The sequence below is a fragment of the Microbacterium sp. SORGH_AS_0862 genome (assembly GCF_030818795.1).
Taxonomy (GTDB): Bacteria; Actinomycetota; Actinomycetes; order Actinomycetales; family Microbacteriaceae; genus Microbacterium.
Genome location: NZ_JAUTAY010000001.1, coordinates 2,438,967 through 2,456,769, shown reverse-complemented (window position 1 = coordinate 2,456,769; position 17,803 = coordinate 2,438,967). Strand labels below are relative to the sequence as shown.

Sequence of the window (17,803 nt, the reverse complement as noted above, 5' to 3'; positions counted from 1 at the left end):
GCGCAGGGTTGCCCGATTCTACCGTGCGGCAGCGGCTACGAATCCCTGGGGAAAGCACTCCGTGACGGCGGACCGTGGCAGACAATGGCGAAGGACGGAAGGGGATGACGTGGAGGATCCGGTCATCGACGCTCTCGCACGTGCTGTCGCCGCAGCGCCCGCGGATGCGGAGCTGCGACTTCACCTGGCGACGGTGCTGCTGGATCGGGGGTACACCGAGCGTGCACTGGCCGAGGCGAGCACCGTTCTCGCCGCTGATCCGGGTCACTCCCGCGCACGCGAGATGCTCGCCCGCATCCTCCGGCCCCCCGCCGCACCCGAGACGCCCGCACCGCTGTCCCCCGCGTCCGACGCGCAAGCTCCGAGCCAAGCTCCGGGCGTCGCCGGGTTCGACTGGTCGGCGGCGGAGGCCGAGGTGGGCCACATCGCCCAGCCGATGTTCGTCGGCGACGGCGCACCCGCATTCGACGAGCGCGACGTGCAGCGCTCGCCCGTCACGCTCGCCGACGTCGGCGGGATGCGCGAGGTCAAGGAGCGCCTCGAGTCCGCCTTCCTGGCTCCGCTGCGCAACCCCGAACTGCGCGCCCTGTACGGCAAGAGCCTGCGCGGCGGACTTCTGATGTACGGGCCGCCGGGATGCGGCAAGACCTTCCTGGCCCGCGCCGTGGCCGGCGAGCTCGGCGCCGCGTTCGTGAGCGTCGGGCTCAGCGACATCCTCGGTCAGTACATGGGCGACAGCGAACGCAACGTGCGGGAGCTGTTCCAGCTCGCCCGGAGGCAAGCGCCCACCGTGCTCTTCATCGACGAGATCGATGCGATCGGGCAGCGACGGTCTCTCGCTCGGCAGAACGGCATGCGCGGCGTCGTCGTCTCGCTCCTGGAAGAGCTCGACGGTCTCGGCAGCGACAACGAGGGCGTGTTCGTGCTCGCCGCGACCAATCAGCCGTGGGATGTGGATCCGGCGCTTCGCCGCCCGGGCAGACTCGACCGCACGCTGCTCGTTCTGCCGCCGGACGCCGAGGCGCGCCACGCGATCCTGCGGCACCACCTGGCGGGGCGCCCGGTGGAGGGCGTCGACCTCGCCGCCCTCGCCGTCGGGACCGAAGGCTTCAGCGGCGCCGATCTGGCCTATGTGTGCGAACTGGCGAGCGAGAACGCGCTGCTGGAGAGCAGTCGAAGCGGCGTTCCGCGCCTGATCGGCATGTCCGACCTCCGGCAGAGCGTCGCTCAGATCATGCCGTCCACGGCGCCCTGGCTCGAGTCGGCACGCAACGTGGTCCGCTTCGGGGAGGACGACGGAACGTTCGCGCAACTGCGCGACTACCTGCGTCAGACCGGGCGGCGATGAGCGAGACGTCCGACGTCGCGCTGGCGCACGCGCAGACGCTCCTCGAGCTCGGTCGCCACGACGAGGCCCTCCGCGAGGCGGGACGCGAGCTCGCCCGACGACCGGACTCGGCGCCGGCGCTGCGGATCAGCGCCGAGTGCCTACGGCTGCTCCAGCGGGCAGGCGAGGCGGACGATCTCGCCCGTCAGGCTGTGGCCCTCTACCCGGACGAGGCCTGGGATTGGCGTCTGGCCGCTCTCACGGCGCTGGATCTGCACCGTTGGGATGATGCCGCCGGGGGCGCGGACGCCGTGCGGCGGCTGTCCGGAGAGACCCCCTGGGCCCTCTCGGTGTACGCCGAGGTCATGCTCGGCTGCAGCCGAGCGGACGACGCGATCGAGGCGCTCGACGCGGCGCTGCGCCAGCAACCCGATGATCCCGACCTCCACGCGCAGCTGGCCGACGCGCTCATACGCGCGGGGCGACGCAGGGACGCGGAGGCACACGTGAGCGCCGCGCTGGCGATCGATCCGATGCATCCATGGGGCCGGCGCCTGTGGCCCGCGATCAGACGCGGATCGGATGACGCGGAGGCGGCGATCCAGCTCGCCCGGATGCTGGGCGAGTCACCGCAGGACACCGACACAGAGGCGGCGTTCGAGATGGCGAGCACGCGCCTGCTCGTCCCGCCGCTGGCGATCGTCGCGGTCGCGAGCGCCCTGATCCTCGCGCTCTGCGCGCTCGGAGCAGGCCTGTTCGGCTGGCGTGTCGAGACGACCACCCCCGCCGTCGCCGTCATCGTGGCGCAGATCTGCGTATGGGCGGCGGCGCTCGGACTCCTCGCGCTGTGGACCAGCCGCCTGCGCCGACGGCTGGGCTCGCTGTTCGAGCCGATCGTGCGCTCGCGTCTGACCGAGGGGCCGATCGTGCTCTTCTCCTCGATCTATCTGGCGGGAGCGCTCGCGTTGACCGGCATCGGCATCCTGATGGGCGCGCTCGCGGGCGACCCGACCGGCACGATCATCATGCTGGGGGGCGCCCTGAGCGCGTACACGGCGGCGGTCCTCGTCGCAGCCCTCGCGCTGGTGGCGAGACTGACCTACCGCCGCGGACGCGCGCTCGCACCACTGCTCTATCTCGCGCTGGCGCCCGGCGCCGTGGTCGGCGTCGTGCTGCTCGTGCTGTTCCTGGCGGGAGCGGTGCTCTACATCATCGCGTGGGGTCTGTCGGGCGAGCGGCTGCCGGAGCCGTTCTGGAACCGGCTGCCGGACCGACGCCGCCAGGCACCTTCGTCACAGCGGACGTAGGGCTGGTCAGCGCCCGCTGCCGGCGTAGACGACCGCGTCGCCCTCGCCGTCGAGGCCGTAGGCCGTGTGCACGACGCGCGCGGCCTCCGCGATGTCGTCGGCACGCAGCACGACCGAGATGCGGATCTCCGAGGTGGAGATCATCTCGATGTTGATGCCCGCGGTGCTCAACGCCTCGAACAGGGTCGCGCTGACGCCGGAGTTCGTGCGCATACCCGCACCCACGACAGACAGCTTGCCGATCTGGTCGTCGTGCACGAGCGCCTCGAAACCGACATCCAGCTGGTCGGCTGCCAGAGCCTTCAGTGCGGCGGGGGCGTCCGACTTGGGCAGTGTGAAGGAGATGTCGGTGCGGGCAGTCGCGGCGGCCGACACGTTCTGCACGATCATGTCGACGTTGGCACCGGACTTGGCGACGATCTTGAAGATCTCCGCGGCCTTGCCGGGCACGTCGGGAACACCGATGACGGTGATCTTGGCCTGGCTGAGGTCGGTGGCGACGCCGGCGACGATCGGCTCTTCCATGGCTTCTCCCTCGGGGATGTAGGCGGAACGCTGCTGTGCGTCGAGCACGTAGGTGCCCTCGCTCGAACTGAAGGTGGAGCGCGCGTGGATGACGACGCCGTGGCGGCGCGCATACTCGACCGCGCGGATGTACAGCACCTTCGCGCCGTTGGCGGCGAGCTCCAGCATCTCCTCCGTCGAGACGACGGGGAGCTTCCTGGCACGCGGGACGACCCGCGGGTCTGCGGTGAAGATGCCGTCGACGTCGCTGTAGATCTCGCAGACGTCGGCGCCCAGGGCGGCGGCCAGCGCGACGGCCGTGGTGTCGGAACCGCCGCGGCCGAGGGTCGTGATGTCGCGGGTGTCGCGGTTGAAGCCTTGGAAGCCGGCGACGATGACGATCGCGCCCTCGTCCAGCGCTTCACGCAGGCGCACAGGGGTCACATCGACGATGCGGGCCGCACCGTGCTTCGCGTCGGTGATCATGCCGGCCTGGCTGCCGGTGAAGGAGCGCGCCTCGAAGCCCATCGAGTGGATCGCCATGGCCAGCAACGCCATCGAGATGCGCTCTCCCGAGGAGAGCAGCATGTCGAGTTCGCGGGGGGCGGGGATCGGCGCGACCTCGTTCGCCAGATCGAGAAGCTCGTCGGTCGTGTCACCCATCGCACTGACCGCCACGACGACGTCGTGACCGGCGCGACGCGTGTCGACGATGCGCTTCGCGACGCGCTTGATGCTCTCGGCGTCGGCGACCGACGACCCGCCGTACTTCTGGACGATCAACGCCACTGTGCTGCTCCCGGGGATGCGCCGTGTGCGGCGCGACGACGATGGAACGCTCGGATGCGGCGCCCAACGCTCCATCTTAGGCAGCCCGGCATTCCGTCCCCGCCATGTGACGGCGGGCTCAGAGCTCGCCGGTTACGCTCGAGAGGACACCGCCCATACGGAGGCCGACGCACTCGATGTCCCCCCGCCCCGCCCTGCCGAGGTTCTTCAGGCCCGCGCGCCGACGCGTGGAACCGCCCGTTGACACGACGGATCTCCTTCCCGTCGTCGACGACGCCCTCAGCGTCCGCATCCTGGATCTCGCGGTCCGGATGGGCGAGACGATGCTCGTCGCCGGCGCTCCGGCGAGCGAGGTCACCCTGACGATCGTGCGCGTGTGCGAGGTGTACGGTCTGACACCGGTCCACGTGGACGTCACGTACAACTCGATCACCGCGGCCTATCACCGCACGGGCGCCGCCCGCCCGGTCACGCTCCTGCGCGTCGTGCGCGGCAGCACCCCCGACCACGACCGCCTGATGCGGCTGCAGGCGCTCGTCGCCGACATCTCCGCCGGGATGGGTCTCGACGAGGCGCAGACGGCGGCACGCCGCATCCGCCGTGCGCCGTTCCGCTATCCACCCGCGGCCGTCATCACGGCCCAGGGCGCACTCGCGGTCGGCGTCGCGGTCATGTTCGGCGCGAACTGGCTGCTCATCGCGCTCGCGTTCACGGGGGCGGCCTGCGCCGCGCTGACGCAGTTCGCGCTCGCGAAGGCGCGCGTGCCGTACTTCTTCAGCCAGGTCGCCGGAGCCTTCGTGCTCACGGTCATCGCCGCGACGAGCCGCTTCCTCGTGGTCCTGGGCGTTCCCGGTGCCGAGGAGATCCGCCCGTCGGTCATCGTCGCCGCGGGCATCGTGCTCATGCTCGCAGGACTCACCGTGGTCGGGGCCGCGCAGGACGCGATCGACGGCTTCGCCCTCACGGCGACCGGCCGCATCCTGGAGCTCATCACGCAGACGATCGGTGTCGTGATCGGCATCCTCGCGGGGCTCGAGGCCGTGCGGGTGATGGGACTCGCGATGGAGCCGCCCGACACGGCGTTGCCGCTCGGCCCGCCGGTCATGCAGTTCGCCGGCGCGTCGATCATCGCGAGCGCGGTCGCCGTCTTCAACGGCGCCGGCGGACGAGTGGTCGCCGTCAGCGCGCTGCTCAGCCTGGTCGCCTGGGGCGGTTACACGGTCTCTGCCGCAGCGGGGCTCGAGGTCGCCGCGGCGAGCGGCATCGGCGCCTTCGTGGCGAGCTTCGTGGGGATCGTGGTCGCCTTCCGCCTCCATGTTCCGTCCGTCGCGGTGACGACGGCGGCGATCCTGCCGATGGTGCCGGGCGCCGCGGTGTTCCGCGGGCTTCTCGGCGTCGTCGAGTCCGCGGGCGACACTGCGGTGATGATGACCGGGTTCGCGACGCTCGTGAACGCGGCCGTCATCGGGATCAGCCTCGCCGTCGGCGCCTCGCTCGGCCTGTACCTCGGGCAGCCCGTGCGGGCGTCACTGTCGGGTGTGACCCGCTCGCGCGCGAAGCTGCGGCGCTACGACGGGCCGGGACGCAGCCACTGACCGCGGTCGCTCAGATGGCGCGGCGACCCTCGAAGGCCCGCCCGAGCGTCACCTCGTCCGCGTACTCCAGGTCGCCGCCGACCGGGAGACCGGAGGCGAGTCGGGTCACGCGGATCGACAGCGTCGTGAGCAGACGGCTCAGATAGGTCGCCGTCGCCTCGCCCTCCAGGTTCGGGTTGGTGGCGAGGATCACCTCCTGCACGGTGCCGTCGGCGAGGCGCTGCATCAGTTGCGTGATGCGCAGGTCGTCGGGACCGACGCCCGCGATCGGGCTGATCGCGCCGCCGAGCACGTGGTAGAGCCCACGGAACTCGCGGGTGCGCTCGATCGCCGCCACATCCTTCGCGTCTTCGACGACGCAGATGAGCGTCTCGTTGCGCCGCGGATCCCGACAGATGGCGCAGCGGTCCTGCTCCGAGACGTTGCCGCAGATCTCACAGAAACGCACCTTCTCGCGCACCTCGACGAGGAGCTGGGCGAGCTGGGAGACGTCGAAGTTCGGCGTCTGCAGGATGTGGAACGTGATCCGCTGCGCCGACTTCGGGCCGATCCCCGGCAGGCGGCCGAACTCGTCGATCAGGTTCTGGACGATGCCGTCGTACATCAGGAGAACCTCGTCGGCTGCTGATACGGCTCTTCACGCACGAAGCGCGCATCGAGCACTTGGCGCACCACGGCCTCGCCGTAGCGCTGGATGCCGTCGGTCGGCGCGGAGCGAACCGGCGCGGGCGGGGCGACGACGGGCGGGATGGCCGCCACATCCGTCGGGTACATCTCTTCGTCGGCAGGGTCGACCGGCTCTTCCGGGTCGAACGAGGTCGCCACCTCGGCCGCGGGCAGCACGGCCCCCGCGGGCGGCGCCACCGTCAGCGTGCGCGTCGCAGACGCCTGGGCGTCTTCGGGCTCGTCGTCGACGGCCAGCTGCGCGACGGGCGCCGCGGGCGACTCCCCCGCATCCGAGGCGGGGATCGGCGCCACGGCCCACTCCGTGACCGGAGCCGCGGAGGACGCACGAGCAGGACCCGGGCGCTCGGCCGGCGGGGCGGGCGGTTCCGCACGGGTCGGAGCGGAGGGCGCAGCGGGAGCCGCATCCGCGGACGGGCCGGGGTCGGCGTCCTGGTCGTGGCGCGCGATGTACTTGACCCGGATGCCGAGCACGCCCTGGATCGCCTGGCGCAGATCTTCGCTGGGCCCCGCACCCGCCGTGCGCTTCTTGAAAGCGGCGATGTCGCTCTGGCTTCGGAAGCTGAGCGTGAGGATGTCGCCATCGAGCGCCGCGACGCGAGCCGCCGTCGCGATCAGCCACGAGCTTCGGCTGATGGTCTCGAGCCGGCCGAGGACCTCGGGCCACGCGTCACGCAGTCGCTGCACCGTGACCGGACCGGCCGGGATCTCGGGCGCGGCCTGCGGCGCCGGCTCGGCGACGGGCGCGGAGGGGGCGGGCGCCTCGGGCGCGGGCGGGGCGGATGCGGGCTCCGCAACCGGGACGGGAGCCGGCGGAACCGGCACGGCCGCAGCCTCGGCCGCACGGGGGGTGACGGCAGGGGCCGCCGGGCCGGGACGCGCCGCCGCGTGAGCCGCAGGGACATGAGGAGCCGAACCGACGGTGGGGGCGTTCGCCAGCACCCGGGCGACCATGAGTTCGAGCTGGAGGCGCGGAGAGGTGGCTCCCGACATCTCGTCGAGGGCCGCCACGACGATGTCCGCGGTGCGCGAGAGGCGCGCGGTACCGATGATCTCGGCCTGCCGCGACATGCGCTCGAGCTCGTCGGACGGGATGCCGCGCAGCACGGCGGACGCCCCCGCACCGGTTGCGGCGATGACGATGAGATCGCGAAGACGCTCGAGCAGGTCTTCGACGAAACGCCGCGGGTCTTGCCCCGTCTGGACCACCCGGTCGACCGCGGCGAACGCGGACGCGGCGTCGAGGTCACCGAAGGCGGTGACGACCTCGTCGAGCAGCTCGGCGTGCGTGTAACCCAGGAGCGCGACCGCACGTTCGTAGCCGATCGCCGCGTTCTCGGACCCGGCGATGAGCTGGTCGAGCAGCGACAGCGTGTCTCGCGGCGACCCGCCGCCGGCGCGGACGACCAGCGGCAGTACCCCGGGCTCGACCGAGACACCCTCGGTCTCGCACATCTGCTGCACGTACTCGAGCATCGCCGCGGGCGGGACGAGCCGGAACGGATAGTGGTGCGTGCGCGAGCGGATGGTGCCGATGACCTTCTCGGGCTCGGTCGTGGCGAAGATGAACTTGACGTGCGCGGGCGGTTCCTCGACGAGCTTCAGGAGCGCGTTGAACCCCTGCGGGGTGACCATGTGCGCCTCGTCGAGGATGAAGATCTTGAAGCGGTCGCGAGCCGGGGCGAAGATCGCGCGCTCGCGGAGATCGCGCGCGTCGTCGACACCGTTGTGGCTGGCGGCGTCGATCTCGACGACATCGAGGGATCCTCCGCCGCCGCGGCCGAGCTCGACGCAGCTGTCGCACGTGCCGCAGGGGGTGTCGGTGGGACCTTCGGCGCAGTTCAGGCAGCGCGCGAGGATGCGGGCGCTCGTCGTCTTGCCGCACCCGCGCGGACCGGAGAAGAGGTAGGCGTGGCCGATGCGGTCGCCGCGCAGGGCCGTCATGAGCGGATCGGTCACCTGGGACTGCCCGATCATCTCACCGAACGCCTCGGGACGGTAACGGCGGTAGAGGGCTGTGGTCACCCCAGTAGCCTACGGCGTGCCGCCGACGTCGCGGCGGGTGTGTTCGCCCGCCGCGACGTCGGATCAGGCATCGAAGTGCGCCTCGTTCTCGCCGATCAGCGTCGGCCCGGTCACGACGGGAAGCGAAGCGGTGAGCGTCGGCACGGATGCGGACAGCAAGGTGCCGTCCTCGCGCCTGGCGTCGGCGAACATCTGCAGCGTCGGCCGCCCCGCGCGCACGGGACCCTGCGTGGCCAGCGGCACGACGAGCTCCTCATCGGGGGAGATCGTGTACGCGGTGCCGCGCACGGAGAAGGCGACGTCCTCGCCCCCGGCGCGGTTGCGCACGATCATCTCGTCGCGCCGCAGCGTGATGTCCAGGTGCGACGCGTGCCACGTGAGCGCGTAGGAGAGCTCGGGCCACGCGGCGGGCAGGCGCGGGTCGAACGTGAGCTCGCCGTAGTGGTCGCGCATCCCGCCGAAACCGGAGACCAGCGACGCCCACACACCGCCGGCGGAGGCGACGTGCACGCCGTCCGCCGCGTTGTTGTGGAGGTCGGCGAGGTCCACGAAGATCGAGTCCAGGAAGTACTCCAGCGCGAGGTCCTGGTAGCCGACCTCCGCTGCCAGGATCGACTGCACGACGCCCGACAGGGTCGAATCACCGGTGGTCAGCGGGTCGTAGTACTGGAAGTCGGCGAGCTTCTCCGCCTCGGTGAAGTGGTTGCCCTGCAGGAACAGCGCGAGCACCACATCCGCCTGCTTCAGCACCTGGTAGCGGTAGATCACGAGCGGGTGGAAGTGCAGCAGCAGCGGACGCTGCTCGTCCGGGGTGTTCTCCAGGTCCCACACCTCGCGCTCGAGGAACACGGCGTCCTGCGGATGGATGCCGAGCGCCGGGCTGAAGGGGATGTGCATCGCATCGGCCGCCTTCTCCCAGATCTCCGGCTCCTCCGGGTCCAATCCCAGCCGGTCGGCCATGAGACGGTACGCCTCGGGAGCCGCGAGCTCCATCTCGCGCACGGTGCGGGCAGCGAAGCGCAGGTTGAAACGCGCCATGACGTTCGTGAAGAGGTTGTCGTTGACGACCGTCGTGTACTCGTCGGGACCGGTGACGCCGTGGATGTGGAACGAGTCCGCACCGTCGACCTCGTCGCGCCAGAACCCGAGCGAGTTCCACAGCCGCGCCGTCTCGACGGCGATGTCGACCGCCTCGCGGTAGAGGAAGTCGACGTCGCCGGTGGCGCGCACGTACTTAGCGAGCGCGAAGCTCACGTCGGCGTTGATGTGGTACTGCGCGGTTCCGGCGGCGTAGTAGGCCGAGGCCTCCTCACCGTTGATCGTGCGCCATGGGAACAGCGCGCCCGCCTCGTTGAGCTGGAACGCGCGACGACGCGCGTCGGGGAGCATGTGCACCCGCATCCGCAGCGCGTTGCGCGCCCAGTGCGGGCTCGTGTAGGTGAGGAAGGGCAGCACGTACACCTCGGTGTCCCAGAAGTAGTGCCCGCTGTAGCCGGAGCCCGAGACGCCCTTGGCGCGGGCACACCCAGCCCGTCGGCACGAGCCGCCGCCTGCGCGAGCTGGAAGAGGCACCAGCGCGTGGCCTGCTGCAGGTCGTCGTGACCGGCGATGCGCACGTCCGAACGGTCCCAGAAGGCGTCGAGCCAGGCGCGCTGCACGGCGTACTGCGTCGCCACCCCCTCCTGCCGGGCGCGGTCGAGCGTGCGGCGGCACCGGTCGACGAGCTCGGCCGCGGGCACCCCGCGCGAGGTGTGGTAGCTCACGAGCTTCGTGACCTTGACGGGAACCCCGGCCTTCGCCTGCACGCGGAACACGTTCTTGGCGATGTCGGGCTGGATGAGGGTGCGCGCCGTGTACTCGTTCGCGGTCTCGACGATGTGGTCGGCGGCGACGGCGAGCGTCATCTCCGAGTGCGTCACCTTGTAGCTGAGCACGGAGCGCGCGCCGTCCTGCCAGAACTCCTGCGGCTGCAGCACCCGCTCCTCGATGCGCTCGGCGCGGCGCGGGTCGAAGCCTGCTTTGAGCTTGCTCGCGGGCCGCCCGCCGTACACGTCTTCGCCGTCCTGGCGGTTCACGAGCTGGCAGCTGATGGTCACGGGGGCATCGGCGTTGAGCACCGTCACCTCGATGCTCATCAGCGCGAGGTGCTTCTCCTCGAACGACACCATGCGCTCGAAGTCGATGCGCACCTCTTTGCCGGAGGGAGTGCGCCAGAGCAGGTGGCGGCGCAGCACCCCGTCGCGCAGGTCGAGGGTGCGCTCGTATTCGAGGATCTCGGCGAGATCGAACGAGAGCGGCTCGTCGTCGACGTAGACGCGCATGACCTTGGCGTCGGGGGCGTTGATGATCGTCTGGCCGACTTCGGCGAACCCGTAGGCCTGCTCGGCGTGACGGATCGGGAACACCTCGTGGAAGCCGTTGATGAAGGTGCCCTGCTCGTGACCGAAGCGCCCTTCGGGCTGGTTGCCCCTCAGCCCCAGGTATCCGTTGCCCACGGTGAACAGCGTCTCGGTGACGCCGGCCTCGTCGATGTCGAACGAACGCTCGACGAGTCGCCACGGGTCGACCGGGAAACGGTCTCTATCGATCATGAACATGCCTTCCGCCGATGACACGGCCAGGGGTACGGGTGAGTGAGATGCGATCGGGTATCGCGACAGAACCGGCTCAGTCTACGAAGGCGGCGAGGTCGTCCACGACCACATCCGCACCCGCGGCGCGCAGCGCCTCGGCGCCGACGCCGCGATCGACGCCCACGACGAGGGCGAAGCCCGCCGCCTGGGCGGACGCGGCGCCGCTCAGCGCGTCTTCGACGGCGGCGCTGCGGGCGGGATCGACGCCCAGCATCCGCGCGCCGCCGAGGAACACGTCGGGCGCGGGTTTGGACGCGAGGTTCTCGCGCTCGGCGACAACGCCGTCCATGACGACGTCGAACCGGTCGCGGATGCCGGCGGCGGCGAGCACCTCTTCCGCGTTCTTGGAGCTGGAGACCACGGCGACGGGCACACCCCGCTCGCGGAGCTGGTCGACCAGGCGCAGCGAGCCGGGGTACGGCGCGATCCCCTCGCTGCGCAGCACTCTGGCGAAGACCTCGTTCTTCCGGTTGCCGATGCCGCACACGGTGTCCGCGGACGGATCGTCGTCCGGCTCCCCCCACGGCACCTCGACGTCACGCGAGCGAAGCAGGCTCGCGACGCCGTCGTAGCGCTTCTTGCCGTCCAGGTGCAGGAAGTAGTCCTGCTCCGTGTAGGGCGGGGTGATGCCCCAGGCGGCGAAGAGCTCCTCGAACATCGTCTGCCAGGCGTGCATGTGCACCTCGGCCGTCGGGGTGAGCACCCCGTCGAGGTCGAAGAGCACGGCGTCGTAGGAAGACAGATCGGGCAGGTCGGTCACGAAGCCTCCAAAGTTGCGCTCGACCGGGCGCACCCAGCGTAGTGGGGGCAGGTTACGCGTCGGTGTCGCGGACTCAGGCGACGCGGGCGACGGCGAGCGCCTGCCGCGCGATCTCCAGCTCCTCGTTCGTGGGGACGACGAGCACGGTCACCGACGAGTCCGGGGTGGAGATCGTCCGGATGCCCTTGCGCCGCTCTTCGTTGGCGGCCGCATCCAGCTCGATGCCGAGGAAACCGAGCGTCTCCAGGGCCGCGGCACGGATGAGGGGCGAGTTCTCGCCGACGCCCGCCGTGAACGAGATCACGTCGACGCCGCCCAGCTGGGCGATGTAGGAACCGATGTAGGCGCGCAGACGATGGATGTACACGTCGAAGGCGAGCGATGCCGGACCGTCACCGGCCTCGCGGCGGTCCTCGATGTCGCGCATGTCCGACACCCCGGCGAGTCCCAGCATCCCGCTGCTCTTGTTCAGGAACGCGTCGAGCTCAGCCGGGGACATCTCTTCGCGTCGCGCCAGCACGAGCAGGATCGACGGGTCCAGATCGCCCGAGCGGGTGCCCATCACGAGCCCCTCGAGCGGGGTGAGCCCCATCGACGTCTCGACCGAATGGCCGCCGTCGATGGCGGTGATGGACGCGCCGTTGCCGAGGTGGAGCACGATCTGCTTGAGACTGCGCAGCGGCCGGCCGAGGTACTCGGCGACGGACTCCGAGACGAACTTGTGGCTCGTGCCGTGGAACCCGTACCGGCGGATGCGGTGCTTGCGGGCGATGGCGCGATCGATGGCGTACGTGTAGGCAGCCGGCGGCAGGGTCTGGTGGAAGGCCGTGTCGAAGACGGCGACGTGGGGCAGGTCGCCGAAGGCCGCCCGCGCCGCACGGATGCCCTGCACGGCGCCGGGGTTGTGCAGCGGCGCGAGCACCGAGAGCTCATCGATGTTGATCTCTACGAGGTCGGTGATGAGCGTGGGCTGGAAGAACCGCGCGCCGCCCTGGACCACGCGGTGTCCGACGGCGACCGGTGCGTTCTCGGTCAGCGACGGACCGTGCTCGGCGAAGGCGTCGAGCATCACCTGGAAGCCGACGGCGTGGTCGGGGATCGGCAGCTCCTGCGTGTAGGTCGCATCGACGGCCGCCGCTCCCGCACCTGTGAAGTGCACCTTGTGACTGGCCGCTCCCATTCCCTCGCCGATGCGCTCGACGAGCCCGGAGGCGAGCGCCGTCTCGGTCTCGACGTCCAGCAGCTGGTACTTGAACGAGGACGAGCCACTGTTGATGACGAGAACGACGCTCACGTTCATGCCTTCCCTTCGGATGCGGGCTCATCGCCCTGAGCCTGGATCGCGGTGATCGCGATGGTGTTGACGATGTCTTCGACCAGCGCGCCGCGCGACAGGTCGTTGATGGGCTTGTTCAGACCCTGCAGGACGGGGCCGATCGCGATCGCCCCGGCCGAGCGCTGCACGGCCTTGTAGGTGTTGTTGCCGGTGTTGAGGTCGGGGAAGACGAAGACCGTGGCGCGACCGGCGACGGGCGAGCCGGGCATCTTCTTCGAGGCGACGGCCGCATCTGCGGCGGCGTCGTACTGGATGGGCCCCTCCACCGGAAGCTCCGGGGCCCGCTCGCGCACGATGACGGTCGCCTCGCGCACCTTCTCCACATCCGCTCCCGACCCGGATTCGCCGGTCGAGTAGGAGAGCATCGCGACGCGCGGCTCGATGCCGAAGCGGTCGGCGGTCTCGGCGGAGGAGACGGCGATGTCGGCCAGCTGCGGCGCCGTGGGGTCGGGGATGACCGCGCAGTCTCCGTAGACCAGGACGCGGTCGGCGAGCGCCATCAGGAAGACGCTGGAGACGACGCCGACGCCCGGACGCGTCTTAATGATCTCGAAGGCCGGCCGGATGGTGTGGGCCGTCGTGTGCGCGGCGCCCGAGACCATGCCGTCGGCGAGGCCGAGGTGCACCATGAGCGTGCCGAAGTACGAGACGTCGGTGACGGTGTCGGCGGCGCGCGCCATCGTCATGCCCTTGTGCTCGCGAAGACGCGTGTACTCCTCGGCGAACTTCTGCACCAGGACCGGATCGAACGGGCTGATGACCTGGGCCGCGGCGATGTCGATACCGAGCTCCAGAGCGCGCGAGCGCACCTCGACCTCCTCGCCCAGGATGACGAGGTCGGCGATGCCGCGGGCGAGGACGGTGGCGGCGGCACGCAGCACGCGGTCGTCGTCGCCCTCCGGCAGCACGATGCGGCGGCGGTTCGAGCGCGCCCGTTCGACGAGCCCGTACTCGAACATGAGGGGCGTGACGACGGTGGGCTTGGCGAGTCCGAGCAGACGCGTGAGCTCGGCGCCGTCGACGTGCCGCTCGAACAGCGAGAGCGCGGTGTCGTAGGAGCGCTGCGAGTCGGCCGCCAGGCGGCCGCGCGTGTTCATGATGCGCACGGATGTGTCGTAGGTGTCGCGGTCGGTCGCGATGATCGGCAGCCGGGACCCGAGGCCGTCGATCAGGCGATCGATGTCGGCCGGCAGCGGGAACGGTCCGTTGAGCACGATGGCCGACAGCGACGGGAACGTGCCGGAGGCGTGCGCGAGCAGGGTCGCGAGCAGCACCTCGGTGCGGTCGGCGGGGATGACGACGACGGCCCCGTCACTGAGCCGCGGGAGCACGTTGGCGGGGCTCATGGCGGCGACGATCACGCCGAGGACCTCGCGCGTCAGCAGCTCCTCGTCGCCCTTCACGAGCGTGCCGTCGACGGAGCGCATGACGCCGCGGACGGTCGGGGCCACCAGGAATCGGTCCTCGGGAAGCGCCCACACGGGGACCTCGATACCGGCGGGGACGATGTCACGGACGGCCTCGACGGTCTCGTCCAGCATCGTGGGGTCGACGCGGGTGGCGACCACGGCGAACAGCTCCGCGCGCGCCTGACGCAGCTCGCCGACGGAGAGCTTCGCGATCTGGGCGATGTCGGCGGGCGTGCGCGGGTCGCTCGTGCCGAGCTGCTCGCTCTGTCCCTGCTGGGCGCGACCGCCGACGACGAGGAGCACGGGGGCGCCGAGGTTCGCGGCGATGCGGGCGTTGTATCCGAGCTCGGCGGGGCTGCCCACGTCCGTGTAGTCGCTGCCGAGGATGACGACCGCGTCGCACTGTGCCTCGACGGTCTTGTACCGCTCCACGATGCGCGCGAGGGCCGCATCCGGGTCGGCGTGCATGTCGTCGTAGCCGACGCCGATGCAGTCGTCGTAGGCGAGGTCTACGCCGTCGTGGTCGAGCAGCATCTCGAGCACGTAGTCGCGCTCCGTGGTCGAACGGGCGATGGGACGGAAGACGCCCACGCGCGCGGTCGCATGGCTGAGCGCTTCGAGCACTCCCAATGCGATCGTGGACTTTCCCGAATGACCTTCCGCGGACGTGATGAGGATGCTCTGAGCCACCCGATCAGCCTAGGCGCGCCTCATGTGAGGAGCCAGATGAGGCGTCCGTGAATAAAATCCGCTCCCCCGGCAGCACCTCTCCCCGCTCCCTCTCCGCGGGGGTAGCGGAAGGGGGCTCCGGCGTCAGAGCCAGGCGGGCGGGTCGCCGCCGAGGCGAGTGGTCACACGGTCGAAGCGCAGGGTCGCCTCGCCCACACGGAAGGGCGGCGGCGCGAGCAGAAGCGCGCCGTCCTGCGTCTCGATCCGCTGCCCCGCACCGACCGCGGAATCGGCGCCGGAGTCGGATGCGGCGCCCTCCCCCTCGAGTGTGGTGAGTGCGTGGGCGGTGCTGGCGAGGGACAGCCGCCATGTGCTGCCGCGACCCGAGACCTGACGGCGGGTGATTCCGGCGACGGCAGCCGCGGCCGCGAGGTACCCGGTCGTCCAGTCGAGGGCCTGCACGGGTAGCGAGACAGGCGCCGCCGCATCCGCGTGCCGCCTGCCGATGTCGGCGATGCCGGTCGAGAACTGCACGAGCGAATCGAACCCGCGTCGACCGGCCCATGGCCCGCTCCAGCCGTATGCGCGGACGCCGACCTCGACGAGTCCGGGGCGCAGGCGCTGTCGTTCACCCTCGCCCAGCCCCAGGTGGTCGAGGGCCCCCGCGCGGTAGCCGTGAACGAGGACGTCGGCGGAGGCCAGCAGATCCGCGAGCGCACGCCGCCCGGCGGGTGTCTTCGCGTCCAGGCGGGCTGAGCGTTTGCCGGCCATGACGTACGGCAGCACGGCCGGCTCGTCCCACGTGTCGGGATCGATGCGGAGCACGTCGGCACCCAGGCCGGCCAGTACCTGCGTGGCCGCGGGCCCGGCGATGACGCGGGTCAGATCGAGCACGCGAAGCCCCGCGAGGGGTCTGGCCGGCTCGGGACGCCACGTCGCACCCGAGCGCGCCGGGCCCGAGTCCGTGCGGGCGATGAGGGGCTCCGCCGCAACGGCGGAGCCGGGCGCGGACCGCATCCACTCCGCCCGGGTGCGCAGCGCCGCCGCCGCGCCGCCCGCCGAAACGATCGCCGACTCGAGCTCATCCGCGCCGCGATGGGCGATCGCCGCGGACACCTCTTCGACGGTTTGCGCATCGGGCAGCGCCAACGCGGTGAGCAGCGCCGCCCGATGGTGCGGCGCGTTGGCATGCGTATGGATCCAGGAGCCGTCGACCGTGGGGAACGCACCCGAGAAGGGATCCCACGGCGAGGGGAACGATCCCTGCGCGGGTCGGATGTGGCGACCGAGCCACGCGTCGACGAGGGCTCGGTCGACCCCCACCTCTGCGCCAGGCTCGATGCCGGCGCCCTGAAGCAGCGCATCGACGGCACAGGCGAGCGCTCATCGCCGTGGTGGCGAGGGTCGAGACGGGCAGGGCGTCGTCGAGGTGCGCGACCCCGCTCAGGCGGACGTCGCCTCCGACGTCGAGGATGCGGCGGAGCTCGTCCTGTGCGGTGTCCCGGTGCACGGCGCCACCCTACGCTCGAGGCGCGTCGCCGGGAAAAGAAAAGACTCTCCGCGAACCCGGCAGAGCCTGGTTACCCTTGCTACGTTTCCGTCCTGGGGGAGTTGGCCTGGATGCCGCCTCGCGGAGAGCTGGCACAAGTCTAACCCAGCCCGCACGCCGTCGCTCACGGCGGATACCCCGCCCCATGCTCCGCGGCGCAGGTTACGATCGGGACACGATCGCGCCGACGGGAAGGCATCCGGCATGACCGACACCGCACGAGTCCTCACCGACGAGGTCGATTCCGCGATGAACGCCGAGCGGTTCACCCGCTTGACGCGCGCGATCGGCAAGAGCGTCGCCACCGTCATCGACGGCAAGCCCGATGCGGTGCGCAGCGCCCTGGTCGCGCTCCTGGCCGAGGGGCACCTCCTCATCGAGGACGTGCCCGGCGTGGGCAAGACGATGCTGGCCCGCGCACTGGCGGCATCCGTCGACGCGACCGTGCGCCGCATCCAGTTCACGCCGGATCTGCTTCCCGGCGACGTGACGGGCGTGTCGGTGTTCGACCCCGTCGCCCGCGAGTTCGAGTTCAAGCACGGCGCCGTGTTCGCGCACATCGTGATCGCCGACGAGATCAACCGCTCCTCCCCCAAGACGCAGTCGGCGCTCCTGGAGGCGATGGAGGAACGCCAGGTGACCGTCGACGGCGAGGCCCATCACCTCCCCGATCCCTTCCTCGTGGTCGCGACCCAGAACCCTCTCGACATGGAGGGCACGTACGCACTGCCCGAGGCGCAGCGGGACCGCTTCATGATGCGCATCTCGATGGGCTATCCGGATGCGGCCGCCGAGGCCCTCATGCTCCGTCAGCGCGAGACCGAGAACCCGCTGTCCCACATCCGCCCCGTCGTGCATGCGGAAGAGGTGCTGGGGCTCATCGCCTGGGCCCGACGCATCCACGTCGCGCCCGCCATCGAGGAGTACGCCGTGGCGCTGGCCCAGGCCACGCGCACCCATCCGGAGGTGCGCCTCGGGGCGAGCCCCCGGGCGACCCTCCAGCTGGTGCGGGCCGCGAAGGTGTGGGCGGCTCTCGAGGGTCGCGCGTTCGTCATCCCCGACGACATCGCGGCGCTCGTCGTGCCCGTCTTCGCCCACCGGATCATCGCCACGCGCTCCTCCAGCACGCGTGGCTCCGATTCGCACTCGGTGCCCAAGATCCTGGAGCGCATCGTCGACAGCGTCCGCGTTCCCCTCGCCGCGCGCGCCTGAGCGC

General features: G+C 70.9%; 11 protein-coding genes, 1 other RNA gene and 1 pseudogene. 4 read left to right on the top strand and 9 right to left on the bottom strand.

The window, feature by feature from the left end; all coding sequences use genetic code 11:
* Positions 1-109 precede the first annotated feature (109 nt).
* On the top strand, positions 110-1,348 hold the full coding sequence (locus QE377_RS11960; protein WP_307323366.1) for a 26S protease regulatory subunit: 1,239 nt from the start codon (positions 110-112) through the stop codon (positions 1,346-1,348).
* Positions 1,345-2,634, top strand: coding sequence for a tetratricopeptide repeat protein (locus QE377_RS11955; protein WP_307323364.1), 1,290 nt, complete (start codon positions 1,345-1,347; stop codon positions 2,632-2,634). The genes QE377_RS11960 and QE377_RS11955 overlap by 4 nt, the downstream gene beginning before the upstream one ends.
* Positions 2,635-2,640: 6 nt before the next feature.
* On the opposite strand, the gene QE377_RS11950 is transcribed toward QE377_RS11955, so the two are convergent.
* On the bottom strand, positions 2,641-3,927 hold the full coding sequence (locus QE377_RS11950) for an aspartate kinase (RefSeq protein ID WP_307323362.1): 1,287 nt from the start codon (positions 3,925-3,927) through the stop codon (positions 2,641-2,643).
* A gap of 227 nt (positions 3,928-4,154) precedes the next feature.
* On the opposite strand from QE377_RS11950, the gene QE377_RS11945 reads away from it, so the two are divergent.
* Positions 4,155-5,522 carry a threonine/serine exporter ThrE family protein gene (locus tag QE377_RS11945; protein ID WP_307323360.1) on the top strand — a complete coding sequence of 456 codons (1,368 nt, stop codon included), beginning with the start codon at positions 4,155-4,157 and terminating at the stop codon, positions 5,520-5,522.
* Between the two features lie 10 nt (positions 5,523-5,532).
* On the opposite strand, the gene recR is transcribed toward QE377_RS11945, so the two are convergent.
* From recR to ffs, 8 genes and pseudogenes are all read right to left on the bottom strand, one after another.
* A complete protein-coding gene (gene recR, locus QE377_RS11940) occupies positions 5,533-6,126 on the bottom strand; it encodes a recombination mediator RecR (protein ID WP_137417744.1) in 594 nt (197 codons plus the stop codon).
* Positions 6,126-8,231: a DNA polymerase III subunit gamma and tau gene (locus QE377_RS11935; protein WP_307323355.1), complete on the bottom strand. Its 2,106-nt coding sequence runs from the start codon at positions 8,229-8,231 to the stop codon at positions 6,126-6,128. Before QE377_RS11935 ends, recR begins: the two co-directional genes overlap by 1 nt.
* Before the next feature lie 63 nt (positions 8,232-8,294).
* Positions 8,295-10,822 (bottom strand): annotated as a pseudogene (locus QE377_RS11930) (glycoside hydrolase family 65 protein).
* 76 nt (positions 10,823-10,898) lie between these two features.
* Positions 10,899-11,624 (bottom strand): HAD family phosphatase, encoded by a 726-nt coding sequence (locus QE377_RS11925; RefSeq protein ID WP_307323353.1) that lies wholly within the window; start codon positions 11,622-11,624, stop codon positions 10,899-10,901.
* 73 nt (positions 11,625-11,697) lie between these two features.
* A complete protein-coding gene (locus QE377_RS11920; RefSeq protein ID WP_307323351.1) occupies positions 11,698-12,918 on the bottom strand; it encodes an acetate/propionate family kinase in 1,221 nt (406 codons plus the stop codon).
* 2 nt (positions 12,919-12,920) lie between these two features.
* Positions 12,921-15,059: a phosphate acetyltransferase gene (gene pta / locus QE377_RS11915; RefSeq protein WP_307323349.1), complete on the bottom strand. Its 2,139-nt coding sequence runs from the start codon at positions 15,057-15,059 to the stop codon at positions 12,921-12,923.
* 123 nt (positions 15,060-15,182) lie between these two features.
* Positions 15,183-16,361, bottom strand: coding sequence for a CoA transferase (locus QE377_RS11910; RefSeq protein WP_307323347.1), 1,179 nt, complete (start codon positions 16,359-16,361; stop codon positions 15,183-15,185).
* Between the two features lie 223 nt (positions 16,362-16,584).
* Positions 16,585-16,681, bottom strand: an RNA gene (gene ffs, locus QE377_RS11905) — signal recognition particle sRNA small type.
* A gap of 110 nt (positions 16,682-16,791) precedes the next feature.
* Between ffs and QE377_RS11900 the strand changes: the two genes are divergently transcribed.
* Positions 16,792-17,799 carry an AAA family ATPase gene (locus QE377_RS11900; RefSeq protein WP_373459531.1) on the top strand — a complete coding sequence of 336 codons (1,008 nt, stop codon included), beginning with the start codon at positions 16,792-16,794 and terminating at the stop codon, positions 17,797-17,799.
* Positions 17,800-17,803 lie beyond the last annotated feature (4 nt).

Excerpts from the sequence above, each read along its gene's own strand:
- QE377_RS11955 (WP_307323364.1), top strand. The coding sequence starts at position 1,345 with ATGAGCGAGACGTCCGACGTCGCGCTGGCGCACGCGCAGACGCTCCTC.
- QE377_RS11900 (WP_373459531.1), top strand. The coding sequence starts at position 16,792 with ATGACCGACACCGCACGAGTCCTCACCGACGAGGTCGATTCCGCGATG.
- recR (WP_137417744.1), bottom strand. The coding sequence starts at position 6,126 with ATGTACGACGGCATCGTCCAGAACCTGATCGACGAGTTCGGCCGCCTG.